Source organism: Shinella sp. GW821-FHT10F02, from assembly GCF_058809275.1.
In genome coordinates this window covers 259,925-286,226 of sequence record NZ_JBXASL010000007.1, presented here as the reverse complement: position 1 = coordinate 286,226, position 26,302 = coordinate 259,925, and the positions used below count along the sequence as shown (strand labels likewise).

Below are 26,302 nucleotides of genomic sequence, written 5' to 3'. Positions count from 1 at the left end.
TCAAATGGGAGTGAGACATGAAAAAACTGCTGACCGCCGCCCTTTCGGCTGCCCTCTTTGCCAGCACCGCGCAGGCCCAACAGCTGAACTTCGACGACCCCGCGGAATTTGCCCGGCAGCGCGAGATGCTGACGGCGAAGGCCAATGGCCCGGAGGGGGAGCCCTGGGTGCAATATTACGGTGACCAGATAGCCGACACCGCGCAGTACAAGAAGGAAGGTCCCTACACGATCTGCTTCTCCAATGCCGGCGTGAACAATGCCTGGCGCGTGACCGGCTGGACCAACATGCAGGCCGAGGTGAAGCTGCATCCGGAGATCAAGGAACTCATCCATGTCGATGCCGAAGGCTCCGACGACAAGCAGATTTCCGACATCGACGACCTGATCAACGGCGGCAAGTGCTCGGTGCTGATCGTCTCGCCGAACACCACCGCAGCGCTGACGCCCGCTGTCGAAAAAGCCTGCGCCAAGCTGCCGGTCATCGTCTTCGATCGCGGCGTCAACACCAAGTGCCCGGTGACCTTCATCCACCCGGTCGGCGGCTACGGTTTCGGCATCCAGGCCGGCGAGTTCGTCGCGGCGACGGCGCCTGCCGGCGCCAACGTGCTGATGCTGCGCATCGTACCCGGCGTCGACGTGCTTGAAACCCGTGCCTCCGCTGCCAAGCGCATCTTCACGGAGAAGGGGCTGACCGTCATCGGCGAGGAATTCACCGAGGGCGACAATGCCAAGACCAAGTCGATCGTCGAGGACTACCTGCAACGCGGCTCGATCGATGCGATCTGGATGGATGCGGGTGCGACGGCCGTCGCGGCACTCGAAGCCTTCGAGGATTCCGGCCTGCCGCTGCCGATCATCACCGGCGAAGACCAGCAGGACTTTCTGATGAAATGGAAGGCCGAGGGCTTCAAGGCGATCGCGCCGACCTATCCGACCTACCAGTGGCGCACGCCGATCATCGCTGCCGTCAAGGTGCTGAAGGGCGAGCCGGTGCCGGGGCCGGAATGGGTGATGCCGCAGCCGTCCATCACGGCTGAAACGCTCGACCAGTATGTCAACGACAAGATGCCGCCGCTGCATCATGCCATGTGCGGCTGCGAGAAGCTACCCGACTATCCGGTAGCCTGGGGCGGCCAGTAAACACCATCATCCGGGCCGCAGGATTGTTGCGGCCCGGACCGGCCACCATGCCTATGACCTGATTTCCGCATTGATGTCGTCCATGAGCGCATGCAGGATCACGGCGGCCTTTACGGCCAGGTGCAGCTTGGCGGACATTTCAGCCACACGGTCGGGATGCCGCTCTGCATAGGCCTGAATCTGCGCCTCGTCGAAGACGCTGCCCTGCACCTTGGTGATCAGCCGGGCATGGGGGAAGGCGAGGACGTTGGACATGAGGTCTCCGATCGCAGTTGCTGACATGGCATGGGGAGAGCGGGAGGCCACTCTCCCCACGCCGCTCAGAACTCCTCCCACTGATCGCCCTGTGGAGCATGGGCGAGGGCGGAAGAGTTCGAGAAGGCGGTCGCCACCTTGCGGGCGAGCGTGCGGGCGGGGGAGGCTTTTGCGGCGACCGGGTTCATCGCCGTCACCGTGGCAGGCCCGCTTTGGCGCTCGTCCAGCTTGAACTGCGCCAGAAGCTGCGAGAGTGTCGAGACGTCGGTGGAGAGGCTGTGCGTCGCGGCCGTGGTCTGCTCGACCATCGCTGCATTCTGCTGCGTACCCTGGTCCATCGAATTCACCGCGGTGTTGATCTCCTGAAGGCCGATCGATTGTTCGCGCGCCGCCTCGACGATGGCCGAGACGTTGCGGTTGATCTGCTGCACCTCCGTCGCGATCGTGCCCAGCGCCGCACCCGTTTCACGCACTTTCTGCACGCCCGCCTGCACCTGCAGGCTGGAGGCGCTGATCAGGCTCTTGATGTCCTTGGCGGCCGCCGCCGAGCGCTGCGCCAGTTCGCGAACTTCTTGCGCGACGACGGCAAAGCCCTTGCCCGCTTCCCCGGCGCGTGCCGCCTCGACGCCGGCATTCAGCGCCAGGAGGTTGGTCTGGAAAGCGATTTCATCGATCACGCTGATGATGTTGGTGATCTCGCCGGAGGACTTTTCGATGAGCTGCATCGCCTCGATCGCATCGCTGACGACGATGCCGGAGCGCTCGGCTCCTTCGCGGGTGCGGGCGACGAGGCTGCCGGCCTCTTCGGCGCGGCGGGCGGAATCCTTGACCGCGGTGGTGATCTCCTCCAGCGCGGCTGCGGTCTCCTCGACGGAGGCGGCCTGCTGTTCGGTGCGGCGGGCGAGATCATCGGCGCCGGAGCGCATTTCGTTGGCGCCGGCATTGATGCTGCGGGTGCTTTGCTCGACACGGCGCAGGGTCGTCTGGAGCTTGAGCATCGAGTCGTTGAAGTTGGCGCGCAGGCCATCGAGATTGAGGCCGAAGGGCTGCTCGATGCGATGGGTCATGTCGCCGCCGGAGAGTCGCTCCAGGCCGGTGGCAAGGGCGTCCACGGCGTGCTGGATGGTCGCCGCCTCCTGCGCCTTCTGCTCCTCGCGCTGCCGGCGTTCCTGCTCGGAAAGCCCGCGGTTCGCCTCGGCCTCCTGTTCAAGCCGGATGCGTTCGATCGCGTTGTCGCGGAAGACGGCGACGGCTGCGGCCATCTGGCCGACTTCGTCCTTGCGGGCAAGCCCGGAGACCGGCGCTGCCGTCTCGCCCTCGGCAAGCGTCAGCATGCGCTGGCGCAGCGCATTGACGGGCCGGGTGATGCCATAAACCGTTACGGCCAGCGAGGCGATGATGGCAGCGAGAAGAACGGCGCCCAGGACGACCAGCGAGGTCTCGACGGTGAAATGGGCGTCGGCGGTCAATGTATCCGATCGTGCATCGACGGCAGCGATGCCCTTGTCGACCCAGGCGGCAATGCTCTTCCTGAGCTTGATGATCTCGCCATCCTGCTTCGCGAGGATGACCATCGCTTCGTCATTCCTGTTGCTGGATGCATATCGGACGGCCGTGTCCAGCTCTCCGACAATGGCTTGAGCCGTGTCGATGAAGGCCTGGATGTCCGCGCCTGCCTCCGGAAGCCGTTCCTTGGCTGCTGTTAGCCGCTCGATCGCGGTCTTGGCATTATCGGCATAGCTTTGTTTCAGTCCCGGCATTTCCGGTGAGTTCGCGTCATAGACGACCACTTTGTAGGCGACATAGATCATCGTGTGGATGCTGGTATTGGCGCGTGCCACCAGCAAGGTCGCCTTGTTGTCGTTCGCGATGAATTCGCTGTAGGCCGTGTCGGCTTTGAGGTAGTTCCAGGCCAAATAAACTGTGCTGGCGATAGTGATGACGCTCAACATGACGAGCGGCGCCAGTACTTTGGTGATGATCTTGGCATTTTGCAGGAAAGACATGGTTGCCTCGTGAGGATGGCGGAAGCCGGGATGATCAACATCGCCCCTCCATATCGGCAACGCGACCTGTGTAGGGCCGCTGACTGACGCTGGTAACGCGCAACACTCTGCATCGCACGCGAAGATGCCATCATGGCAAGCGAAGGGCTTGTGCTGTCAATATTTGCGTGAATTGTTAAGTTGTAATTAAAGTTTGAATTAACTGTCGTATAGATCGTCAATAATGCTAGAAAATATGCGTTCTCTTCCGCATTTTGTTGAGAAAAACTCAAGCTGTTGAGTTTGATTCACTGAATGTAATCTCTATGCGTCCATTTTATACATCACTCAGCCTTCGCGGCACGAATTTGCGGCGCCGGCGAATAGCACCACGGCTTGAGGCGTCACCTGTCTGGATGCGCAGGAGCGCTGCTGTTTGCAGGGGAGAGGGTTTTGCAAGCCAGAACGGTTTTTCTTGGGGGTCTGCTGGCGGTCTTGGGGGCTGAGGCCGGTCGGGCGGATTGCCTTGCCGATTTCAACGCGATCAACAGCCAGCGGCGTGACACCGCCCGTTATGCGCTGGAGGTCTCGGCGGATGTGCTTTCGCCCGAGGGCAGCGTGGTCAAGCACATGGCCTCCTCGTCGCTGTTCGACCTGACGGATGGCCTGCGCATGAAGACCTCCGGGCTCAACACCCAGGCCGATTTCATCCTGATTGGCGAAGAGGGCTGGACGCTCGCGGCAGGACAGTGGACGCCGATGCCGGCCGAGCAGCGGACGCTGGCGCTGCAAGGCGTCATCGCCGATCGTTATGTCTACGACCGGGATGCGCGGGATTTCGAATGCCTGGGCGAGGCGGCGTTCGAGGGCAAGCCGCATGAACGCTTCGTCTTCAATCAGACGGTCGGCGTGCTGGAGAGCCGGGTGACCGCCTGGTTCGATCCTGCAACCCGCCTGCCGGTGGCGGTCGTCTCCAAGGCGGAGGTGAACGGCTACAAGGTCGTCGCGACGACACGCTACCGTTTCGATCCCGCTATCCGCGTGGAAGTGCCCCGCTAGCGACCGGAAAGCTCATCTCAACACAGTGATTTTTTATCAATATTGCGGTCGGAGGTTTTATGCCAAGAGCGAGGAACATGCTCAAAACTGATGAAACGCAAGTTCCTGCCGGGATGCCCAGGTTCTATTTCCACATATCCAACGACACCGAGACCTTGCCGGACGAAAAGGGCATCATCCTTGATGACACGGCGGCCGCAGCCGCCTATGCGCGGCGGATCGTGCGGGAAATCGCGGTGACCGAAAAGGTAAGCGTGCTCGTCACCGATGCGGATGGCCAGGCGCTGATGCGGGTTCCGTAAGCCGCCTCATGCCTTGCCGAAAAGCGCCATGAGGTCGACGGAATCCGTGGTCTTCGCGCCGAGTTCCAGATGGTTCTGGATGTGCCGCAGGTGCAGCGTCATCATCCACGCCGCCTTTTCCGCATCGCGCGTGTGAAACGCCCCGACGATCGCCGCGTGGTCGTCGTCGCGACAATTGCTGACGCCGGAGCCGAAAAGGCCGATGATCAGCGAGGTGCGGGTCACCAGTTCCTTCATCGTGCGGATGAGGATGGCATTGCCGGCGACCTGCGCCATCAGGGTGTGGAACTGGCCGGAAAGGCGGATCGCATCGTGGCGCCGCCGTTCCTTGTGCGCGACATATTCCATTTCCAGGTGGCGCGTCAGCGCGGAAATATCCTCCTCCGAGGCACGGTGGACGGCGAGGCGCGCGATGTTCGGCTCCAGCGCCAGGCGGGCCTCGAAGACCTCGCGCGCCTGCTCGGGTGTCGGGGAGGCGACGAAGGCGCCGCGGTTGGCATGTAGTTCCACGACCTCGCGGCTGGCGAGCAGCAGCAGGCTGCGCCGGATGCGCATGCGCCCGACGCCGAAGGCATCGCACAGGGCGGATTCCGACAATTTCGTGCCCGGGGGCAACCGCTGTTCGATGACCGCCTCGAAAATACGCTCGACGATATCGCTCTCGTCGATCTCGTCCGCTTCGAAGGGCGCTCCGCTGCTGAGTTCAACCACTGCCGTTTACCTCGATACGCTCCGCCTGCACTCGCATGATCCATCTAATATGTCGCATTCGGTTCACCAACAAGCCGCGATTTCGTTGACATGATCAAAATGTCTTGTTCACAACCACTTGACAGGATCGTTAACAATGCGCGTAATGCCCATGCCAAAGGCCGAATGAGGCCGCGCTCAGCGGCCCGCTCGCCAATAGAAAACAGATCAATGGCCCAGAGGAAGTGGAACATCATGCAAAAGCGCACATTTCTGAAATTTTCCGCCCTTGCCGCAGCGACCGTCCTGTCGCTGCCGCTCATGGCATATGCCCAGAACGCGACGCTGAAGATCGGCTTCGTCGGCGTCACGTCCGGCCCGGCCGCATCCTGGGGCGTTTCCAACCAGCGCTCGATGGAAACCCGGGCGGCCTGGCTGAACGAGCTCGGCGGCGTCAAGATCGGCGACAAGACCTATAATATCGAGATCGTCCCCTTCGACGACCAGAAGGACCCCAAGCGTGCCATCGCCGGCATGGAAAAGATGGCGCAGGACGGCGTGCATTACGTCGTCGGCCCGAACGTCGATGACGGTGCCGCGGCCGTTCGCCCGGTCGCCGAACAGAACGGCATCATGTATTTCCCGTATGCCTTCCCGAAGGAACTCTTCACGGCGCCGGCATCGAACGCGATCCTCGGCATGGTGGCGAACTACCAGTCCGGTCCCGCCATCTACAAGTTCCTGAAGGAAAACAAGGGCGTGAAGAAGGTGGCCTTCGTTGCCGCCAACGAATCCGACCCGCTCAGCCAGCGTGAATCCGGCATTGCCGCCGCCGAGGCGCTCGGGCTGGAAGTCGTCTCCGGCAACGTGACCTACCAGGTGGACACGACCGACTTCACGCCGGTTCTGCTGCCCGTCATCCAGGCGTCGCCGGATCTGCTGGTGCTTTCGGGCGTCTCGCCGGCCAATGCGCCGCAGCTCATCCGCTCGGCGCGCGAGCTCGGTTATACCGGCCTCATCTCGACCGAAACCGGCCAGGATGCGAGCGTCCTGCAGGAAGGTGCGGGCGAGCTCGCGGACGGCTTCATCTCCGTCGGCGGTGCGTCCACGCCGGAGCTTGCCAGCGAAACGATGACGGAATTCGTCGACCGCTATACGAAGATGTTCGGCGAATATAACGACGAGTCGAACACCAAGGTCTATGCGCTCGAATACATCCTCGAGACGCTGAAGGCGAACCCCGCCGCCATCGAGAATGTCGATGAATTCAAGAAGACGATGGACACGTTCGAAGCCGCCAACCCCTTCATGAAGGGCGACGCCAAGCTGAAATATGTCGGCATGACCTCCTTCGGCCAGAAGCGCCAGGTCTCCGTTCCGCTCGTGGTGAACGAGTACAAGGGCGGCAAGTTCGAGACGCTGTTCGTCGGCCAGGTCGACTGATCCGAGCCTAGGACTTTACAAAGAAACGGGATCCGGACCGCGCGTGCAGTTCCGGCCGGATCCCCCTTTGCCTGAACCTTCCATTGGAGGCTCACGATGGAACAGATAATCGCCAACGGTCTCTACCTCGGGGCGCAATATGCGTTGATCGCCCTTGGTCTGACGCTGATCTTCTCGTTGATGAACGTGCTGAACTTTGCCCACGGGCAGATGTACGTCTTCGGCGGCTTCGTCACCTACACGGTCGTCGTGCAGCTCGGCCTGCCCTTCATCGTCGGCCTCTTCGCCTCGGCGATCGTGCTTGCGGTCATGGGCGCGGCCATCGAGAAATTCCTCTTCGCACCGGTGGTGCGCCGCTCCAAACGCGATGAATCGACCATGCTGCTTGCGGCGGGCATCGCCTTCTTCCTCGATGCCGTCATCCTGCTGTTCTTCGGCGAAAAGCAGCGCGGCGTGCCGAAGATCGTCAACGGCGTTCTCAATCTCGATATGCGCATCATCATGCCCTACGACCGTATCCTGATCGGCGTTCTCGCCATCCTGCTGATCGTGGCCTTCATCGCCTTCATGCACTACTCCCGGACCGGCCGCGCCATGCGCGCACTCGCCCAGGACAAGGTAGCCGCCCAGTTGATGGGCGTGAATGTCTCCCGCTACTCGATGATCGGCTTTGCGCTCGGTGCCATGCTGGCCGGCCTGGTCGGCGGGCTGCTCGTCACCATTACGGGCGTCAATCTCGGCATGGGCGGTCCGACCTCGGTCAAAGCCTTCCTGATGATCATGATCGGCGGTGCGGGCGTGATTTCCGGCGCGATTGCCGGCGGGTTCATCCTCGGCATGATGGAGAGCGTCGGCCTCACCGTGCTCTCCGCCTATGGCGATATCACCTACCTCGTCATCTTCGCATCGTTGATGGTGTTCCTGGCCGTCCGCCCGCAGGGGCTGATGGGCAAGCCGTGGGGTTGAGGCGATGATCGGTAAAAAACTCCTTGGCTTTATCGCCTTCCTCGTCGTCGTCTTCGTGCTGGTGCCGCTGTTCATCAGCGCCACCGGACGCTGGGACTTCTTCTACACGCTGACGTCGGTCGCGCTGCTTTCCGTCGGTGCCGCCGGCGTCTGGCTCACCTTCTATATCGGCCGCATCAATATCGGCCAGGGCGCCTATGCCCTGATCGGCGGCTATGTGTCGACCATCCTCGTCACCCAGGCAAACGTCTCCTTCTGGTTGACGCTGCCGCTGGCGGGCCTGTTCTGCGCCATCATTTCGGTGGCGATCGGCTTCCCGATCCTCAGGCTCCGCGGCGTCTACTTCGCCATGGTCACGCTGGTTTTGACCGAAGTCGCGCGCCTCACGGCACTCGCCCTTCCCATCACCAACGGCGCGAAGGGCATCACCTCCATCCCGCTGCCGGGCGAACTGTCGATCTTCGGCCTCACGATCATCCCGGCCTTCAGCACGCTGTCCAATCCGCGCTTCGGCTTCTACATCATGGCCGTGCTTCTGATGATCATCACCTACCTGGTGCTCTGGCGCATCGTGAACTCGCGGCTCGGGCATCTCTGCCGCAGCCTCCAGCAGAACGAGGAGCTTTCGGCCTCGATCGGCGTCAACACCGCCTATCTCCGGGTGCTCGCCTATGCGATCTCCTCGTTCTTCGGCGGCATTGCGGGCGCCATGTTCGCCTCCATCGCGCAGTCGATCTATCCGTCCTCCTTCGTGGTCGCCGATAGCGTGAACTTCATGCTCTACTGCTTCCTCGGCGGCCTCGGTTACGTCTTCGGCCCGATGCTCGGCACGCTGCTCCTCTATTTCGGCTGGGACCTGCTGTCGATCGCCCGCGAATACCAGCTCCTCATCTACTCCGGCGTCATGATCCTGCTCATGCTGGTCCTGCCGAACGGTGTCCTGAGTCTTCTCGACAAGAAGGAGGGCAGCAGATGACACCCATCCTGCAAATCAAGAACATCACCAAGCGCTATGGCGGCCTCACCGCGGTCAACGATGTTTCCTTCGACGTGAAGGCGGGAGAAATCCTCTCGGTGATCGGTCCGAACGGCGCCGGCAAGTCGACGCTGTTCAAGCTGATCTCCTCCTTCGTGCCGGCAACCTCCGGCGAGGTTCTCTTCAACGGCGGGCGCATCTCCAGCCTCGCGCCCCACAAGGTCGCGCAGATGGGGGTCGTGCGCACCTTCCAGGAAACGACGATCTTCCGCTCCATGACGGTGCGCGAGAACATCATCGTCTCCCATCACCTGCGCTCCAAGGCGAGCCTCTTCGGCTTCTTCCTCGGCACGAAACAGGCCAAGGAAGACGAAGCGGCCTTTGCCTCCTCGGCAGACGACATCGTCGACTTCCTCGGCCTCCAGGCGATCCGCAACGAGCTCGCCTCCAACCTGCCGCAGGGGCACCTGCGCGCGCTCGGCATGGCCATCGGCCTTGCCACCGATCCGAAGGTCATCCTGCTCGACGAACCCTTCGCCGGCATGAACCACGACGAGACGATGAAGATGGTGGGCCTTGTCCGCCGGCTTCGCGACGAGCGTGGCGTCACCGTTCTCCTCGTGGAGCACGACATGCCTGCGGTGATGAAGATCAGCGACCGCATCGTGTGCATCAACTTCGGGCAGAAGATCGCCGAAGGCACGCCCCAGGAAATCCGCGAGAACGAGAAGGTGATCGAAGCCTATCTCGGTTCCGAAGATGCTGCGATCGGGATGTAAGCCATGACCAAGATCTTGAGTGTTGAGAATGTCGAGCTCTACTACGACCACATCTACGCGCTGAAGGGCGTCTCCATCGACGTTGCGGAAGGCGAAACGGTCGCGCTGATCGGCGCGAACGGGGCGGGCAAGTCCTCGATCCTGCGGGCGATCACCGGTCTTCGGGGCATCAAGTCCGGCCAGATCCTCTACCAGGGCGAGCGGCTCGACGGCACGTCGGCCGCCGATGTCGTGCGCAAGGGCATCTCCATGGTGCCCGAGGGGCGGCGCGCCTTCCCGCTGATGTCGGTGAAGGACAACCTGCTGATGGGCGCCTTCACGCGCTCTGACAAGGCGGAAATCGAGCAGACCTTGGAAAACGTGCTGACGCGTTTTCCGCGCTTGCGCGAGCGCTATCACCAGCAGGCGAGCACCATGTCGGGCGGCGAGCAGCAGATGATGGTGATCGGCCGGGCGCTGATGGCCCGCCCGAAACTCCTGCTTCTGGACGAGCCCTCGCTCGGCATCGCGCCAAAGCTCGTGCAGGACATTGCGCGCGCCATCGTCGCCATCAGCCGCGACGAGAAGGTCTCCATCCTGCTCGTCGAGCAGAACAGCCGCATGGCGCTCTCCATCTCCAACCGCGCCTATGCGCTTTCCACCGGGTCGATCGCGCTGTCAGGCAATTCCAAGGACCTGATGAACGACGACCGCATCAAGGCTGCCTACCTCGGAGGCGAACTCTGACATGAAAATCCTCGTCATCAACCCCAACACGACCGCATCGATGACGGCGCATATCGGGGTGGCGGCGCGCAACGCCGCTTCCCCCGGCACCGAGATCGTTGCCGTCAACCCGGCGCACGGTCCGGTCTCGATCGAGGGCTATTTCGACGAGGCGATGAGCCTCTCCGGCCTGCTTTCCACCATCCGCAGCAATCCGGATTGCGACGCCGTGGTCATTGCCTGTTTCGACGATACCGGGCTCGATGCGGCGCGCTGCCTCACCGACCGGCCGGTCATCGGCATCGGCGAGGCGGCCTATCACTTCGCCTCGATGATCTCGAACAAGTTCTCGGTGGTGACGACGCTGGCACGCTCCGTGCCGGCGCTGGAGCACAACCTCTCGCGCTACGGCCTTTCGGTTCGTTGCGCCCGCGTGCGGTCCTCGGAAGTGGCGGTGCTGGAGCTGGAGCAGCCGGGCTCCAACGCCCGCCAGAAGATCAGCGCCGAGATCGGCCTTGCCGTCAGCGAGGACCGGGCGGAAGCCATCGTGCTCGGCTGTGCCGGCATGGCGGGCCTCGCGAACGATCTTGCGCAGGAACACGGCCTGCCGGTGCTCGACGGCGTCACCTGCGCGGTGAAGCTCGCCGAGGCCATGGCCGGCCTCAACATGCGCACATCCCGCCTTGGCGGCTATGCACCGCCGCCGGCCAGCAAGCTCGAGGCGGCTCTCGGTTAGTCAAAGCTTACGCGAAGAGCGGAACGCGATCGGGCGATCGCATTCCGCTTCGTGCCGCCCGGCTTACTTGCCGGCGTTGTACTTGGCGTCGACCTCGTTGATCGCCTGGACGTTGCCGGCCGAGCGGCCGTTTTCGTCGAAGGTCTGGGCGAGGTAGGCGTCGGCGATCGCCTTGGCGAGCTCCGTGCCGATGACGCGGGCGCCCATGGTGATGATCTGCGCATTGTTGGAAAGGGCGGCGCGCTCGGCCGAATAGGTGTCGTGCGTCAGCGCGGCGCGGATGCCCGGCACCTTGTTGGCCGATATGCAGACGCCGATGCCGGTGCCGCAGACGAGGATCGCGCGGTCGTATTCGCCGGCGATGACGGCGGAGGCGACGCGGTCGGAGAGGGTGGCATAGAAGGCATCCGGGCCGGCGTCGGTGCGCGAGACTTCGTGCACGTCGTGGCGGTCCTTCAGGTGATCGGCGAGAACCTTTGCGAGGCCTTCGCCCGCGCTGTCACCGGCAATAGCGAGTTTCATGGAAAATCTCCTTTCAGATGGTGGCGGCTGAGCGCGCCAGGATGTCGAGATAGCCTTCAACCTTCCAGGCTGAGCGGCCGATGAAGAGCCCGTCGATGTTCGGGCAGGCGATCAGTTCCTCGCAGTTCTGCGGGTTGACCGAGCCGCCATAGAGGCAGGGAATGCGGCGGCCGAGGATCTTTTCCGCCACCTCGGCGATTTCGGCGTGACGCGCATCCGCATAGTCGGCAGTTGCCGGAATGCCCTTTTCGCCGATCGCCCAGACGGGCTCGTAGGCGAGCAGGATTTCCGCCTGTTTCTGCGTTGTGTCGAGCCGCGCAAGCGCGCCGCGAACCTGCTGCGCCAGCACCTCGGTTGCATGGCCGCCTTCGCGGTCGGCAAGTGTTTCGCCGATGCAGATCAGCGGCACGAGGCCATGGCGCACGGCGGCCTCCGTCTTGAGGCCGACCGTCTCGTCCGTCTCGCCGAAGTGTTCGCGGCGTTCGGAATGGCCGAGCTCGACGATATCGAGGCCGCAATCCTTCAGCATCACCGGCGAGACTTCGCCGGTCCACGCGCCTTCATCGGCCCAGTGCATGTTCTGTGCACCCACTTTGACGGAGGTGTTTTGGAGCATCGCCTTCACCTCGCGCACGGCCGTGAAAGGCGGGATGATGAAGCGCTGGATGCGCGGGTCGCGATCGCCATCCGCGGCAGCGAGGCCGTCTGCAAAAAGCTTCGCTTCGGCAAGCGTCTTGTTCATCTTCCAACTGGTGCCAACCCAGAACGTCATGTCGTTGTCTCCTTGGCAATCGTCACCACGGTCTTGCCGCTGCCGAGTTCGGCGGCGGTATCGTGGGGCAGGGGTTTGTCTGAAATGACCGTGTCGAATTCCGCGAGATCGGCCAGCACATGGAGCGCCGTATGGCCGAAGCGGCGGCTGTTGATCAGGAGGCAGGTCTGGCGGCTGGCGGTCATCATCGCCCGCTTGGTGCGCACCACCGCCTCGTCCATGTGATAGGCGAGCCGGCCGGAGGCGGCGGGCGCCGAGACGAAGGCGATGTCGGCGCGCAGGCGCGACAGCGCCTCTTCCGTGACGATGCCGAAATAGGCGTTGAACTTTGCGGAATAGACACCACCAAGGCCGATCAGCGTGACGCCGGAGACACCCTTCAGGCGCTCCATGATCGCCGCATTGTTCGTTATGAGCGTGATCGGCTTTTTGCCGGCCAGCACGTCGCCGAGCACGGCGGCCATCGAGCCGTCGTTGATCATGACCGTCATGCCGGGTTCGACCAGCTCTGCCGCGGTCTCCGCCAGCTCACGCTTGACGTCTGCCTCCTGTAACTCGCGAAAGCGGAAATCGCTCTCGAACTGGGTTCCGGCATCGATCGTCGCTCCACCGCGGACCTTGCGCAGCACGCCGGCGCGTTCGAGATCGTCGAGGTCGCGGTGGATGGTCATCTTGGAGACGCCGAAGCGCGCCGCAATGTCGTCGAGTTCGACGGCCCGGCTTTCGACCAGAAGGTTGATGATCTCCTGCCTGCGCTCTTCCCGTTTCACCGCGTTCTCCATCCTCACGCCGTGGGGAGGTCTATAACACCATTCTTCGCAGAATATAACACAGATTTTGTGATTTTGTGATTTTCTTATGGGGCGCCTTGCAACAGAGCCGTCGCCGTGCGCTCGTCCGTAATCAGCCCGTAGAGTTTGTTGCTGTGAAGCACGGCGCGGATCGCCTCGGTCTTCACCGGGCCGCCGGCAATGGCGACGATCCGGTCCTTGCCGTTCTCGGAGAAGGATGCGGAAAGCGTTCTGGCAGTCACCGACGTCTGCAGGATGCGGCCCCGGTTGTCGAAGAAATGGCCGAGCAGTTCCCCGACGCCGCCGAGGCTGGCGATCTCCTCCAGTTCATCCGGCTGCAACATGCCGGATTTCACGAGATGCGCCTGGTTGTCGACGGTGCCGATGCCGACGATCTTGAGATCGGCGCTGCGGGCGAGATCGAACACTTCGCTGACGCCGCGCTGGGAGAGCAGCACCTCGCGGTCCTCCTCCGTATTGGCGAAGAAGGGCACGGGCATGACATAGGCCTGCGTGCCGGTCTTTTCGGCCAGGCGATGCATGACGTCATAGGGATTGGCGGCGTAGTTGCGGGTGAGGCCGCCCAGCAGCGAGACGAAGCGCGTGCCGCTCGCGCCGATGCGCGGCAGGTGGCGCACGGCCGCCGAAAGCGTGCGGCCATGGCCGAGGCCGATGACGGACGCCTCGCCGCGCTCGATCTCGCGCCGCAGGAAATTGGCGCCCGCCTGGCCGAGCGTCGTCAGCGCCAGTGGGTCGTCGTCGATATCGGGCGACACTTCGCAATAGTCGAGCCCGTAGCGGGTGGAAAGCGCGACCTCCAGGTTGGCGCATTCCGCGATATCGCCGTCGATGCTGACCTTCACCACCCCTTCGGCGACCGCGCGCGCAATCAGCCGGTGCGCCTTCACCGAGGGAATCCCCAGGCGCTTGGCGACGGCGGACTGGGTGAACCCGCCGACATAGTGCAGCCAGGCGGCGCGGACGGCGAGGGAGTCTTCATTGTCGGTCATCAGCGATGTCCTGCCTTGCTTTGCAACCGGAAGCGGTTTTCAGGTCCGTCTTAGCAAGCGGCCGTCGGACGGTCAGCCCAGCTTGAGATCGGAAACGCCGGTATCGATATGGGGTGCCCAGAAGGCGATGCTTTCGGCGATTTGCGGGATGACCTCGCGGTCGTTCGGCTCACGCTCCTTGAAGGAGAGTTCCAGGCAGATCTCGTTGTCGACCGCACCGCCCTCCGCAAAGGCCTTGAGCAGCGGTTCCGGCTGGATGCGGCCGCGGGCATTGAACTCGGCAGTGAACGGCCGGTGGCCGCCCTTGTCCATCAGGCTCTGCTTGATGTGGATGATCGGCGACACCTTCGGCACCGCGCGCGCCCAGGCATAGGGGTCGAAATCGTCGGGATTGCTGGATGTCACGTCGCCATGGTCGATATCAGCCATCATCCACATGGGGATGGCCATGTCCGCGGCGGTGAGGCGATCCTGAAGCTTCACGCATTCGGCGATGGTTTCGCCGAATTCGCGGCCGATGCTCATCGGCTCCCAGAAGACATAGGAAAGGCCCGCGCCCTTCGCATGCTCGGCGACTTCCGCCCAGCAGTCGATGGCGATCCGGATCAGCTCCTCGCGGCGCGCCGAATCATCGAAGTCCTTGTAGGTGAAGATGGCGAACTGGGTGCCGACGGAGGTGCCGCCGAGATCGCCGATGATGTCGGCAAAAGTCTTGAACCAGTCGACATAGTAGCGCCGCACATCCGCATCCGGATGGCCGAAATGGTTGAGGCGGCCATAGGGGCCGGTCATGCCGGAGGACACGCGCACGCCGGTGCGCTGGAGCGCCCTGTCCATCTGCCGCGTCAGCCGGCGGATCGTCGAAGCGTTCCAGCTCGGGTTGATGAATTCATGCGTTAGCTGGAGATCGCGCAGGCGCAGGTCGCGCGCCACGGTCTCGATGAGGTCGTCGGGATCGGCGAAGCGGTTGACCAGCGGATTGGTGTTGAGCGAGAGCGTCAGCGGCATGGTCGTCCTCAGGCGGCGGCAAGGCGGGCGGAATGGAACCAGTCGGCAAAGGCCGAACGCTCGGCTTCCGTCAGATGCAGGTAGTGTTTGGTGCGGCGGTAGAGGATGTCTTCGGCCCTCTGCGCCCATTCGGTCGCGACGAGATAACGGGCTTCCGCCTCATAGAACTGCCCGCCGAAATGCCGACCGAGGCCTTCAATGCTGGTGGCGCCGGCGACGACATTCTTGGCCCGGGTGCCGTAGAGGCGGCCGTAGTGATGAACGAGCTTCCGCGGCATCCAGGGATAGGTGTCACGCAGGCTGTTGGCGAAGGTCTCGTAGTCGGCTCCGGGCATGTCGCCGCCGGGAAGTGGCGCCTTTTCCGTCCAGTCGCCGCCCATGTTCGGGAAGATGTGCTTGAGGCGATGCAGGCCGCGTTCGGCAAGCTCGCGGAAGGTGGTGATCTTGCCGCCGAAGACGTTGAGCAGCGGCGCGCCGCCTGTCTCGTCGAGATCGAAGACATAGTCGCGCGTGACGGCGGAAGGGTTGCCCTTGCCGTCGTCGAACAGCGGGCGCACGCCGGAGAAGGAATGCAGCACATCCTGCCGGCGCAGCTTTTCCTTGAAATAGCGGTTCACCGCCTTGAGCAGGTAGTCGATTTCCGTCTCGTCGGCGGAGACATCCTCGGCGCGGCCTTCGTAAGCGATATCGGTGGTGCCGATCAGCGCCTTGTCGCCCTCATAGGGGTTGATGAAGATGACGCGCTTGTCGTGGTTCTGCACCAGATAGGCGTTCGAGCCCGCCCAGAATTTCGGGACGATGATGTGGCTGCCCTTGACGAGGCGCACGTTGCGGCTGGAATTCGAACCGGCGACGCGGTTGATGACGTCTGAGACCCAGGGGCCGGCGCAGTTGACGAGGCACTTGGCGCGGAAGGTGCGGGTTTCGCCCGTCACGCTGTTCTTCGTCGTCACGCTCCAGGCGCCATTCTCGCGGCGGGCGGAGACGGTGGGCGAGCGGGTCAGCACCACGGCGCCCTTTTCCGCAGCACCCACCGCGTTGAGGGTGACGAGGCGGGCGTCGTCCACCCAGCAGTCGGAATATTCGAAGCCGCGGGCATATTGATCGAGGATCGGCGTGCCTTCGGGGTCGCGTGCCAGATTCAGCGTGCGCGTGCCGGGCAGCTTCTTGCGGCCGCCGAGATGGTCGTAGAGGAACAGGCCGAGCCGCACGAGCCAGGCCGGGCGATCCTCCGGGCTGTGCGGCAGCACGAAGCGCATCGGCCAGATGATGTGCGGTGCTGCGTTGAGCAGCACCTCGCGCTCGATCAGCGCCTCGCGCACCAGGCGGAATTCGTAATATTCGAGGTAGCGCAGGCCGCCATGCACCAGCTTGCCCGAGCGCGACGAGGTGCCTTCGGCCAGATCGTCCTTTTCGCTGAGGACGACGGAAAGGCCGCGGCCCGCCGCATCGCGCGCGATGCCGGCGCCGTTGATGCCGCCGCCGATCACGAAGAGGTCAATAAGCTCGGGCTCGTTCATCAAAGTCTCCTTCGGCACCCCTTGGGAAGGCGCAATCGTCATTCGTGTCAGCGCGCGGCCAGGATGTCCCAGGCGGGCGCGATGCCCCGGCGGACATCCGCATAGGCGGCAAAGAGGCGCGTCATGCGTTCGGTGTCTTCGGGCTTCGGCTTTTCGGCCTCGCCGAGTTCGGGCGTCACCCAGTCGGCAATGCAATCGTCCATGGTGCGGTAGGCGCCGATGGCGACCGCGGCCATCATCGAGGCGCCGGCCGCACCCGCTTCCTCGCGAAGGCTCATACGGACCGGTGCGCCAAGGGCGGCGCCGAGCGTGCTGCGCAGCGCCGCCGAGCGGGCTGCCCCGCCGCTGACGCGCAGCTCCGGCGGGAGCGCGCCCATCGCCGCGTAACAATCGCGCGTTGCCATGCCGAGGCCCTCGACGACGGCACGTACGAGATCCGGATAGCGGTGGCGGCTGGCAAGACCGGTGAAGTTGGCGCGCGCCCGCGCATTGACGAAGGGGCCGCGCTCGCCCGCCTCGGAAATATAGGGGTGGTAGAGGATGTTGCCCGGCTTGCTTGCGGCAAACCACGGGTCGACGCGGGCGATCATCTCATTGAGGCTGACGGTGACGCCGAATTCGCCGAGCAGGTCGGCGCCGAGCTGGAGCAGCCAGTCGAGGTTGATCGTCGCCCCCATGTTCGTCTGCACCTGGGTGACGACGCCCGGGATCGGCAGCGCGATGACATAGCCGGTGCGCTCGGCGTTCAGCACCACCTCGGAGACGGATTTGGCGAGGAGGTGCACGCCGGTCGAGCCGATGGCGGAGCAGGCGGCGTTGCGGCCTTCGCTGCGTACGCCGGCGCCGAGCGCCGTCATGCACATGTCGACATAGCCGAGGCAGACGGGCGTGCCGGCCTTCAGGCCGGAGGCGGCTGCGGCTTCCGCCGTCAGCGGGTGGGTGGTTTCCGTGCCTTCGATCACCTCCGGCAGCAGGGCGCGGCGGTGCGTCAGGCCGAGGGCCGCCAGCACGTCGCTGTCATAGCAACGCGTGCGGAAGTTGCCGAAGGTGAAGCTCACTTCGGAGGGGTCGGTGGCGCGAATGCCGGTCAGGTTCAGATAGAGCCAGTCCTTGCAGTGCATCGCCGTTTCGGCGCCGGCCAGCAGTTCCGGGAAATAACGGTCCATATGGGCAAGCTGCGTGCCCTGCTGGCAGGTGTTGAGGCCCGTGCCCGTCGCCTCGAACCTGGCGCGGTCGGCCTCGGTTGCGGCAAGCCGTTCGACGGTGGGGGCCGCGCGGGCATCGAGCCAGAGCCAGGCGTCGCCGGCCGGGCGGTTGCCGGCGCCGACAAGCCAGGTGCCGTCGCCCTGGGCGGTGATGGCGATGGCGGCGGTGCGCTCGGCTAGGCCTTCGACCTTGTCGGCCAGCCCGCGCAGGGCGCGTGTGCAGTCGAGCCAGGTCTGGTCGAGGGATTGCGTGACGGAGCCGTCGTCGCCGGTGGTATAGGTGTTGCGCACGGAGGCGCTGGCGACCTGGCGGCCGGCGAGCGTGAAGGCGATGGCCTTCATGACGGAGGTGCCGGCGTCGATGCCGATGATCAGGTCTGCGCGTTCAGTCATGCCTGCTGCTCCACGGACCGCACGACGACGCACGTCGCTTCGCCTGACCCGAAACAGAGCATGATTTCCTCCCGAAATTCTCTCGCGAAAGTGCGCGTGGTCCCTTTGTACCGCAGGGCAGAGGTCCTGCGACCTGTTTCAGAGGATTTACCACGGGCCTCCCGGACCTCATACCGAACATAACACAAAGATACCTTATGTCTCGTAAAATTTTGCGCACCAAGAATTTTTTTTCAGGTATGATAGACGGAGGGAATGAAAGCGTCTGATGGCTTCTTTCGTAGGGCGCTGCCGTCGCAAATCGTCGTTGCACTTGGCGGAATAGCGCTTCAATCGTAACGAAATTCAGATTTTTATCTAATAAAATCTGGTAGTTGTGCCGTTTATCTTTCGGTTCGTTGGAGTGTTTCGCGTACAGTGCGCCTCTGCATCGGGCGTTCATTTCAACGCACAGGCTCGCCCTTTTATGACGAAATAGTGAGCATATGATCGAAGCCTAAGCGAAAAAGCCCAATTGACAGGCTGTGTTAATTTAACATATATACTGCGACATATAACATGCAGATATCGCAACTGCGAAGATGTGTGCAATGCAGCGCAAGGCGGGTGAGGAGACCTGGCCGGCGCCGTTCATGGGGAGGTCATCATGACATGGTCTTTACGGAAGAGAGCGATGCCTGGGCGCTGCGCTGCGCGTCCACCCGAGGGCCTGCCTATGTCATCGGCCTATCGCCGGCATCCCCGCTGAAATCTCCCATTCCATCCAAGGCCAATCGACATGACTGACACCACGATTTCCAAATCGCCCCAGCCCGCGAAGAGCTATCGCTGGATCGGTGGCGTCGCCGTCGTCGCGCTGCTCGTGGCCATGGCGCTCGACACGACGATCGTGCAGATCGGTTCCGAGAGGGACGTGCAGGTGCAGCGGTTCTCGCCGGAAGCGTTCGGAACCGAGCAGTTCCCGCTGATCAAGCAGAGCGTCGAGACCCGCGCCGTCGAGGCTGCGGAACTGGCGCAGGCGATTACCGCCGACAAGAAGGTGGCGGGTGAAAAATACGGTGTTGCGACCTCCGTCGGCCCTGTCTTCCCGGTCAAGTTCACCGGCGTCGTCGGCGAGCGCAAGGCGAACTACAACGTGGTCGCCGTCGAGGGCCTTCCCGCCGAGCTGACGCTGCGCGTGCAGACTGGCCCGGCGCTGAACGGCACGGACCTGCGCGATGCGACGGGCCAGATCGAATTCGGCCAGTTCAAGAACCAGATCGAATATCAGGATGCCGGCTCGGCCATCAACAACGAGGTCAAGAAGGTCGTGCTCGGCAGCCTCGACCCGGCGGCGCTCACCGGCAAGACCGTGACGGTCATCGGCGTCTTCAAGCTCGTCAATCCGAAGAGCTGGATCGTCACCCCCGTGAGGATCGACGTCCAATGAGTGCGCTCGATGGCTCGTATCAGAAGGGTGAAGTCGTTCTCGCCGCGCGCAACGTGGCGAAGGCCTATGGCAATATCCATGCCCTCAAGGGCGTGAACTTCGACATTCACCGCGGCCAGGTGACGACGCTGTTCGGCGAGAACGGCGCCGGCAAGTCGACGCTGATGAAAATTCTCTCCGGCGTGGTGCAGCCCACCTCCGGCGAGATCGTCCTAGATGGAGAGCCAATCGTTTTCGCGTCATCCTCCCAAGCACGTGATCGCGGTATCTCCATCATCCATCAGGAGCTGAGCCTCGCTCCCAACATGAACGTGCGCGACAACATCTTCATGGGTCGCGAGATCATGACGGCGACGGGCGTGGACTTCGCGGAAGAAGAGCGCCAGACGCGCCTCCTGATGGCTGAATTGGAAGAGAACATCGATCCTCTGACCCCCGTCGAGGACCTGCGCCTTGGCCAGCAGCAGATCGTTGAGATTGCGCGCGCCCTTTCGGTCAATTCGCGCATCCTGATCATGGACGAGCCGACCTCGGCGCTGTCGGCCACGGAAGTGGAAGTGCTGTTCAAGGTCATCCGCGACCTCACGGGCCGCGGCGTGTCGATCGTCTATATCTCGCACCATCTCGAAGAGGCCTTGCAGATCACCCACCATGCGGTGGTGCTGCGCGACGGCGCGATGACGGCCTATGCCGAGCGCAAGGACATCGATCTCGAATGGATCGTGCGCCACATGGTCGGCGACAATTTCGACCTTGGCTCACCGCCGACGGGCTACGAGAAGGGCGATGTCGCGCTGTCGATCGAGGGCATCACCGTGCCGGATCCGGCGGGTGCCGGCTATTCGGTGGTGGACGGGCTGTCGCTCTCGGTGCGCGCCGGCGAGATCGTCTGCATCTATGGCCTGATGGGCGCGGGGCGCACGGAACTTCTCGAAGCGGTCGCGGGACGCCTGAAGGCATCTGCCGGCAAGGTCGTGCTGAAGGGCCGGGACGTTACCGGGCAGTCGATTGCAAGCTGCATTCGCGATGGCCTCGTGCTGGTGCCGGAAGACCGGCAGCGCGACGGCCTGGTTCAGACCATGACGGTCGGCCGCAACCTGTCGCTTGCCAGCATCGGCGCCTTTACGCGCCGCCTCTTCACCTCGACTTCGCGCGAGGCGGGGCTGGTCGGCGAGGCGATCCGCAAGGTGCATATCAAGACGGATGGCGGCGGCGCGCCCATCGGTTCGCTTTCCGGCGGCAACCAGCAGAAGGTGGTCATCGGCAAGATGCTGGCGACCGATCCCGAAGTGATCCTGCTCGACGAGCCGAGCCGCGGCATCGATATCGGCGCCAAGGCCGAGGTCTTCAAGCTGCTCGCCGAGCGCGCCCGGCAAGGCCTCGCCGTCGTCTATACCACCTCCGAGGTCGGCGAGTGCCTGAGCATCGCGCACCGCATCCTCGTCATGCGGCGCGGCCGCATCTCCGCAGAATTCGGTCCTGATGTGACCAAGGAACAGATCATGGCCGCCTCTGGCGAAGCCGTGCATGCCCATTAGGAGCGCTGAAGCAATGTCAGTCACACCTGCAATCGACACAAAAGCAGCGGTTCGCGGCGGCAAGCGCAAGAAGGGCTTTGTCGAGCTTCTGTTCGAAGGCCGCGCCTTCTTCGCCCTCATCGCCATCATCGTGGTCTTCTCGGCCATGTCGCCGAATTACCTGACGGTCAGCAACTTCCTGATCATGGCCTCGCATGTGGCGATCTTCGGCCTCTTGGCGATCGGCATGCTGCTCGTCATCCTGAACGGCGGCATCGATCTGTCGGTCGGTTCGACGCTCGGCCTTGCCGGTGTGGTCGCGGGCTTCCTCATGCAGGGTGTCACGATCCCGCAGATCGGCGTGATCCTCTATCCGTCGGTCTGGGTCGTGGTCGTGCTCACCTGCCTGCTCGGCGCCGTCGTCGGTGCGGTGAATGGGGTGCTCATCGCCTATCTGCGCGTGCCGGCCTTCGTTGCGACGCTCGGCGTGCTCTATGTCGCCCGCGGCATCGCGCTGCTCATGACCAACGGCCTCACCTACAACAATCTCGGCGGCCGCCCGGAGCTTGGCAATACCGGCTTCGACTGGCTCGGCTTCAACCGCCTGGCCGGCGTGCCGATCGGCGTGCTCGTGCTCCTCGTCTTCGCCGTCACCTGCCACATCCTGCTGGCCCGCACGGCCTTCGGCCGCTGGCTCTACTCGTCGGGCGGCAACGAGCGTGCGGCGGAACTTTCCGGTGTGCCGGTGAAGCGCGTGAAGATCGCCGTCTATGTGCTGTCGGGCATCTGCGCGGCCGTCGCCGGCCTCGTGCTCTCCTCGCAGCTCACCTCCGCAGGCCCGACGGCCGGAACCACCTACGAGCTGACGGCGATTGCCGCCGTCGTCATCGGCGGTGCGGCGCTGACCGGCGGCCGCGGCACGGTGATCGGCACCATGCTCGGCGCCTTCGTCATCGGCTTCCTGTCGGATGGCCTCGTGATCATCGGTGTCTCGGCCTACTGGCAGACGGTTTTCACCGGCGCCGTGATCGTCACCGCCGTCCTGCTCAACAGCCTGAAATACGGCCGCCGCTAAGCAGCGACGGCTGACTGGAACCGACCGCGACCGGGAGAGGTGGATCGATGATCGGCCTGGCAGCGGAAAGTATTGCCGATAATCGGCGCAACCGGGCTCGACAAAGGGCCGGCCTCAACAAAGGGAGTGAGACCATGTTCAAAAAAGGTATGCGTGTACTCTTCGCAGCAACTGCCGCTCTGCCGCTGCTGTTCAGCACCGCCTGGGCCGAAGGCCTGATCACCGTCATCGTCAACGATCCGTCGAACCCCTACTGGTTCACGGAAGGCGAAGTCGCCAAGAAGACGGCCGAAAGCCTTGGCTACACCGCCAATGTCGGCGCCCACAAGGGCGACACCAACACCGAAAGCAACCTGATCGACACCGCGATCACCAACAAGTCGGTCGCGATCATTCTCGATCCGGCCAATGCCGATGGTTCGGTCGGCGCGGTCAAGAAGGCCGTTGCGGCCGGTATCCCGGTCATCCTCGTCAATGCCGAGATCAACCAGGAAGGCCTCGCCAAGGCGCAGCTCGTCTCGAACAATGCCCAGGGCGCAGCGCTTGGTGCCCAGCAGTGGGTCGAAGCGGTCGGCGACAAGGGCAAGTATGTCGAGCTCTTCGGCGCTCCCTCCGACAACAACGCCGCAACGCGCTCGAACGGTTACGAAACCGTCCTGACGCAGTATCCGGACCTCGAAAAGTCCGGCAAGGAAGTTGCTGATTGGGATCGCACCAAGGGCCATGCCAAGATGCAGTCGCTGCTTCAGGCAAACCCGGACATCATCGGCGTGATCAGCGGCAATGACGAAATGGCGCTCGGTGCCATCGCCGCCCTCAAGGAAGCCGGCAAGCTGGAACAGGTGAAGGTCGGCGGCTTCGACGGTTCGCCGGATGCCGTCGCCGCCATCAAGGCTGGCGAACTGCAGTACACCGTGCTCCAGCCCGTCGCCGTCTTCTCGGAAGCTGCCGTCAAGCAGGCCGACAACGTGATCAAGAACGGCTCGACCGGTGTCGACACCGAAAAGCAGCTGTTCGATTGCCTGCTGATCACCAAGGACAATGTCGACAAGTACACCGCTCCCTTCGTCCTGAGCGAATAATCAAGACCGGGAGCGCCTTTCGGGGCGCTCCCATTTCGCACCCGGGTCGTCCGGGGCCAGCTTGGCATTTTCCTTGCCGCCCGATACGAGATACGAAACGCTATCCTCGAAGCATGGCAGGGTCTTCCCGTGAACAAGAAAGTCGACGTCAAGGATTTGCTTTCGGAGGAGCTGCCGAGCGACAGCCGCCATGCGCGCCAGCTCGTGCGCCGCCAGATGATCGCCGAGACGGTCATCGCCGAAGGCTCCATCCGCATCGAGGATCTGACCGAGCGTTTCGGCATCAGCCTGATGACGGCGCACCGCGATGTCGACGAGCTCGTCAGCCGCGGCCTGTTCCGCAAGACGCGCGGCATCGTTTCCGCGGCGCCCACCAGCCTCATCGAATCCTCCGACGTCTACCGCGCGACGAGGCAGGCGAAAGAGAAGAAGGCGATCGCCAGGGCCGCCATGAGCTTCGTCGAACCCGGCCAAGCGATTTTCCTTGACGATGCGACCACGGTGCATGAGATGACGGCGTTTCTGCCGGCCAAGGTGCCGCTGACCGTCATCACCAATTCGCTCGTGCTCATCAACGAATTGAAGGACGTCAACGACGTCAACCTGATCTGTCTCGGCGGCCAGTTCTACAATTGGTGCAACGCCTTCATGGGCCATATCACCACGAATGAAATCCGCCGCCTGCGGGCCGATACGGTCTTCATGTCGCTCTCGGCCATCGTCGACGACGTGGTCTATCACCAGTCGCCGGAGACGGTGGCGACCAAGCGCGCGATGTTTGAAAGCTCTGCCCGGCGCGTCCTTCTGGCGGACCACACCAAGTTCGAGCGGCGAGCGCTCCACCACTTCTCGACGCTCGAAGAGTTCGACGCGGTGATCGTCGACGAGGATATCCCGATCTCCCACCTGTCGCGCATGCGCGCCAAGGGCATCAACGTCATCGTGGCGGACGGCGAACGTTCCAACTGACACATCGCGGGTTTGCCCTTTTCTCCATGCGGCCGATGTTGCATCTTCGCGGCTCAATGGCAGGCAAGGAGCAGACCCATGACCAAGATCGTCGATGATCCCGAGACTTTTGCGTCCGCGGCTTTGGCAGGGTTTTCGCGCGTCTATGGGCGCTATGTCCGGCTGGTGAAGGGCGGCGTGGTGCGCGCTACCGCGGTGCCGCGCGGCAAGGTGTCGGTCATCGTCGGCGGTGGGTCCGGACACTATCCAGCCTTTGCCGGTTATGTCGGGCCGGGCATGGCGGATGCGGCGGTGGCCGGCGAAATCTTCGCCTCGCCCTCCACGGCGGCGGTCGCCCGCGTCTGCCGCAATGCGGATCATGGCGGCGGCATCATCCTCGGCTTCGGCAACTATGCCGGCGACGTGCTGAATTTCGGCGTCGCGGCGGAACGGCTACGGGCGGAAGGCATCGACGTGCGCATCGTGACGGTAACGGACGACGTGGCGAGCGCGCCGGCGGACAGCCATTTGCAGCGCCGCGGCATTGCCGGCGATTTCGTCGTCTTCAAGGTGGCGGGGGCGGCTGCGGAGGCGGGCCTCGCCATCGATGACGTGGAACGCGTGACGCGGCTTGCCAATGACCGGACCTTCTCCTTTGGCGTCGCCTTCGGCGGCTGCACGCTGCCGGGCGCCACCGAGCCGCTCTTCACCGTGCCGAAGGGCATGATGGCGCTCGGCCTCGGCATTCATGGCGAGCCTGGCATTCGGGATGCGCGCATCGTGCCGGCGGGGGAGCTGGCGAAGCTGCTGGTGGAGACCGTGCTTGCCGAGCGCCCGGCCGGTGCGCGCCGCGCTGCCGTGCTTCTCAACGGTCTCGGCGCCACCAAATATGAGGAACTCTTCGTTCTCTGGGGTGCGGTCGAAAGCCAGTTGCAGGCGGCCGGTGTGGATCTCGTCGCGCCGGAGGTCGGCGAATATGTGACGAGCCTCGACATGCAAGGTTGCTCGCTCACCGTGATGTGGCTCGACGAGGAGCTGGAGCGCTACTGGCTGGCGCCCTGCGATACGCCCGTCTTCCGCCGCGGCGAAACATTCGCGACCGAGCTGGCCGCGTTCAAGGTGAGTGCGGAGGACGAGGTGCCCACCTTCGGCCCAGCCTCTAGCGCATCGCGCGAAAGCGCCCGTTGCCTTGGCGGCATTCTCGATACGATGGTGTCCGTTCTCTCCGAGGCGGAGGCAGAACTGGGGCGGATCGACGCCTTTGCCGGCGATGGCGACCATGGGCAAGGCATGCGGCGCGGGGCCAATGCCGCCCGCGACGCCATCAACCAGGCCGTCGCGAGCGGGGCCGGCGCCAAAAGCGCTCTCGCCGCGGCGGGTGACGCCTGGGCGGACCGTGCCGGCGGGACGTCGGGTGCGATCTGGGGCTTGCTGTTGCGTTCCTGGAGTTCGGCCTTCTCGGATGACAAGGCCATTTCGGATGCGGATGTCGTGCGCGGTGCACGCCTTGCGCTCGACGATGTGATGCGGCTCGGCGGCGCGCGGCCAGGGGACAAGACGCTCGTCGATGCCTTCCTGCCCTTCGTCGCGGCGCTGGAAACCGCCCGGAAGGATGGCCTCTCCCTGAAGGAGGCGTGGCATAAGGCGAGCATCACCTGTGACGAGGCCGCCCAGGCCACCGCGCCGCTGACGCCACGGCTTGGCCGCGCCCGCCCGCTCGCCGAGCGCAGCATCGGCCATCCCGATGCCGGCGCGGTCTCGCTGGCCCTCATCGCGAAGGCGATTGCCGCGCGCCGTTAAGGCGCTTCCATCGAATTGATTGGAAGGTGCACCGAACGTCTTGCGACGTTCGGCATCGCGGCGTCGCGTGCATGCACCTATTACGCTTGCTATAACATCACATATTTTTAGATACGCTTATTGACATGTTATACCAGTTGGGAAATATAGGCTCACACCGGGCGACCGGGGAAGGAAATGCATTCAGGGAGG

The 26,302-nt window shown here is 63.6% G+C and carries 25 protein-coding genes; 15 read left to right on the top strand and 10 right to left on the bottom strand.

Annotation, left to right across the window (positions count from 1 at the left end; genetic code table 11):
- Positions 1-17: 17 nt before the first annotated feature.
- A complete protein-coding gene (locus AC1RWL_RS22665; protein ID WP_493096047.1) occupies positions 18-1,142 on the top strand; it encodes a substrate-binding domain-containing protein in 1,125 nt (374 codons plus the stop codon).
- 51 nt (positions 1,143-1,193) lie between these two features.
- On the opposite strand, the gene AC1RWL_RS22660 is transcribed toward AC1RWL_RS22665, so the two are convergent.
- Positions 1,194-1,397 carry a hypothetical protein gene (locus tag AC1RWL_RS22660; protein ID WP_493096048.1) on the bottom strand — a complete coding sequence of 68 codons (204 nt, stop codon included), beginning with the start codon at positions 1,395-1,397 and terminating at the stop codon, positions 1,194-1,196.
- Positions 1,398-1,462: 65 nt separating this feature from the next.
- On the bottom strand, positions 1,463-3,403 hold the full coding sequence (locus AC1RWL_RS22655) for a methyl-accepting chemotaxis protein (protein ID WP_493096049.1): 1,941 nt from the start codon (positions 3,401-3,403) through the stop codon (positions 1,463-1,465).
- Positions 3,404-3,835: 432 nt separating this feature from the next.
- Between AC1RWL_RS22655 and AC1RWL_RS22650 the strand changes: the two genes are divergently transcribed.
- Positions 3,836-4,441: a hypothetical protein gene (locus tag AC1RWL_RS22650; RefSeq protein ID WP_493096050.1), complete on the top strand. Its 606-nt coding sequence runs from the start codon at positions 3,836-3,838 to the stop codon at positions 4,439-4,441.
- A 113-nt stretch (positions 4,442-4,554) separates the two neighbouring features.
- Positions 4,555-4,743: a DUF6894 family protein gene (locus tag AC1RWL_RS22645; RefSeq protein ID WP_493096051.1), complete on the top strand. Its 189-nt coding sequence runs from the start codon at positions 4,555-4,557 to the stop codon at positions 4,741-4,743.
- Between the two features lie 6 nt (positions 4,744-4,749).
- On the opposite strand, the gene AC1RWL_RS22640 is transcribed toward AC1RWL_RS22645, so the two are convergent.
- Entirely contained in the window at positions 4,750-5,454 is a 705-nt protein-coding gene (locus AC1RWL_RS22640) for a GntR family transcriptional regulator (RefSeq protein ID WP_256119667.1), read from the bottom strand.
- 234 nt (positions 5,455-5,688) lie between these two features.
- On the opposite strand from AC1RWL_RS22640, the gene AC1RWL_RS22635 reads away from it, so the two are divergent.
- The 6 genes from AC1RWL_RS22635 (at position 5,689) to AC1RWL_RS22610 (ending at position 11,038) form a co-directional block, all read left to right on the top strand.
- Complete coding sequence (locus AC1RWL_RS22635; protein ID WP_305112339.1) at positions 5,689-6,876, top strand: ABC transporter substrate-binding protein; 1,188 nt, start codon at positions 5,689-5,691, stop codon at positions 6,874-6,876.
- Positions 6,877-6,972: 96 nt separating this feature from the next.
- The gene (locus tag AC1RWL_RS22630; protein WP_256119668.1) at positions 6,973-7,842 is read left to right on the top strand and encodes a branched-chain amino acid ABC transporter permease; all 870 of its coding nucleotides are present in this window, start codon (positions 6,973-6,975) and stop codon (positions 7,840-7,842) included.
- A 4-nt stretch (positions 7,843-7,846) separates the two neighbouring features.
- Positions 7,847-8,818: a branched-chain amino acid ABC transporter permease gene (locus AC1RWL_RS22625; protein ID WP_493096052.1), complete on the top strand. Its 972-nt coding sequence runs from the start codon at positions 7,847-7,849 to the stop codon at positions 8,816-8,818.
- Positions 8,815-9,597, top strand: a complete 783-nt coding sequence (locus AC1RWL_RS22620; RefSeq protein WP_256119670.1) for an ABC transporter ATP-binding protein — start codon at positions 8,815-8,817, stop codon at positions 9,595-9,597. Before AC1RWL_RS22625 ends, AC1RWL_RS22620 begins: the two co-directional genes overlap by 4 nt.
- Positions 9,598-9,600: 3 nt before the next feature.
- A complete protein-coding gene (locus AC1RWL_RS22615; RefSeq protein WP_256119671.1) occupies positions 9,601-10,323 on the top strand; it encodes an ABC transporter ATP-binding protein in 723 nt (240 codons plus the stop codon).
- A gap of 1 nt (position 10,324) precedes the next feature.
- Positions 10,325-11,038 carry an aspartate/glutamate racemase family protein gene (locus AC1RWL_RS22610; RefSeq protein ID WP_493096053.1) on the top strand — a complete coding sequence of 238 codons (714 nt, stop codon included), beginning with the start codon at positions 10,325-10,327 and terminating at the stop codon, positions 11,036-11,038.
- A gap of 63 nt (positions 11,039-11,101) precedes the next feature.
- Here AC1RWL_RS22610 and derI read toward each other — a convergent pair whose 3' ends face one another.
- From derI to AC1RWL_RS22575, 7 genes are all read right to left on the bottom strand, one after another.
- The gene (derI, locus tag AC1RWL_RS22605) at positions 11,102-11,560 is read right to left on the bottom strand and encodes a D-erythrulose-4-phosphate isomerase (protein ID WP_256119673.1); all 459 of its coding nucleotides are present in this window, start codon (positions 11,558-11,560) and stop codon (positions 11,102-11,104) included.
- Positions 11,561-11,573: 13 nt separating this feature from the next.
- Positions 11,574-12,332 carry a triose-phosphate isomerase gene (locus tag AC1RWL_RS22600; RefSeq protein WP_493096054.1) on the bottom strand — a complete coding sequence of 253 codons (759 nt, stop codon included), beginning with the start codon at positions 12,330-12,332 and terminating at the stop codon, positions 11,574-11,576.
- A complete protein-coding gene (locus tag AC1RWL_RS22595) occupies positions 12,329-13,102 on the bottom strand; it encodes a DeoR/GlpR family DNA-binding transcription regulator (RefSeq protein WP_493096055.1) in 774 nt (257 codons plus the stop codon). Before AC1RWL_RS22595 ends, AC1RWL_RS22600 begins: the two co-directional genes overlap by 4 nt.
- 86 nt (positions 13,103-13,188) lie before the next feature.
- A complete protein-coding gene (locus tag AC1RWL_RS22590; protein WP_493096056.1) occupies positions 13,189-14,133 on the bottom strand; it encodes a sugar-binding transcriptional regulator in 945 nt (314 codons plus the stop codon).
- 72 nt (positions 14,134-14,205) lie between these two features.
- Positions 14,206-15,141, bottom strand: coding sequence for a sugar phosphate isomerase/epimerase family protein (locus tag AC1RWL_RS22585; protein WP_493096057.1), 936 nt, complete (start codon positions 15,139-15,141; stop codon positions 14,206-14,208).
- Between the two features lie 8 nt (positions 15,142-15,149).
- Positions 15,150-16,661, bottom strand: a complete 1,512-nt coding sequence (locus AC1RWL_RS22580; protein WP_493096058.1) for a glycerol-3-phosphate dehydrogenase — start codon at positions 16,659-16,661, stop codon at positions 15,150-15,152.
- 47 nt (positions 16,662-16,708) lie between these two features.
- Positions 16,709-18,259, bottom strand: a complete 1,551-nt coding sequence (locus AC1RWL_RS22575; protein ID WP_493096059.1) for an FGGY-family carbohydrate kinase — start codon at positions 18,257-18,259, stop codon at positions 16,709-16,711.
- Positions 18,260-19,037: 778 nt separating this feature from the next.
- Between AC1RWL_RS22575 and AC1RWL_RS22570 the strand changes: the two genes are divergently transcribed.
- The 6 genes from AC1RWL_RS22570 to AC1RWL_RS22545 all read left to right on the top strand — a co-directional run bounded on the left by AC1RWL_RS22570 (position 19,038) and on the right by AC1RWL_RS22545 (position 26,110).
- Complete coding sequence (locus tag AC1RWL_RS22570; RefSeq protein ID WP_493096060.1) at positions 19,038-19,688, top strand: DUF2291 family protein; 651 nt, start codon at positions 19,038-19,040, stop codon at positions 19,686-19,688.
- On the top strand, positions 19,685-21,226 hold the full coding sequence (locus AC1RWL_RS22565; RefSeq protein WP_256119682.1) for a sugar ABC transporter ATP-binding protein: 1,542 nt from the start codon (positions 19,685-19,687) through the stop codon (positions 21,224-21,226). Before AC1RWL_RS22570 ends, AC1RWL_RS22565 begins: the two co-directional genes overlap by 4 nt.
- Positions 21,227-21,239: 13 nt before the next feature.
- Positions 21,240-22,280 carry an ABC transporter permease gene (locus tag AC1RWL_RS22560; RefSeq protein ID WP_493096061.1) on the top strand — a complete coding sequence of 347 codons (1,041 nt, stop codon included), beginning with the start codon at positions 21,240-21,242 and terminating at the stop codon, positions 22,278-22,280.
- 134 nt (positions 22,281-22,414) lie between these two features.
- Positions 22,415-23,362 (top strand): D-ribose ABC transporter substrate-binding protein, encoded by a 948-nt coding sequence (locus AC1RWL_RS22555; RefSeq protein ID WP_256119684.1) that lies wholly within the window; start codon positions 22,415-22,417, stop codon positions 23,360-23,362.
- A 216-nt stretch (positions 23,363-23,578) separates the two neighbouring features.
- Positions 23,579-24,331, top strand: coding sequence for a DeoR/GlpR family DNA-binding transcription regulator (locus AC1RWL_RS22550; RefSeq protein WP_493096189.1), 753 nt, complete (start codon positions 23,579-23,581; stop codon positions 24,329-24,331).
- A 78-nt stretch (positions 24,332-24,409) separates the two neighbouring features.
- Positions 24,410-26,110, top strand: a complete 1,701-nt coding sequence (locus AC1RWL_RS22545; protein ID WP_493096062.1) for a dihydroxyacetone kinase family protein — start codon at positions 24,410-24,412, stop codon at positions 26,108-26,110.
- Positions 26,111-26,302: the final 192 nt, after the last annotated feature.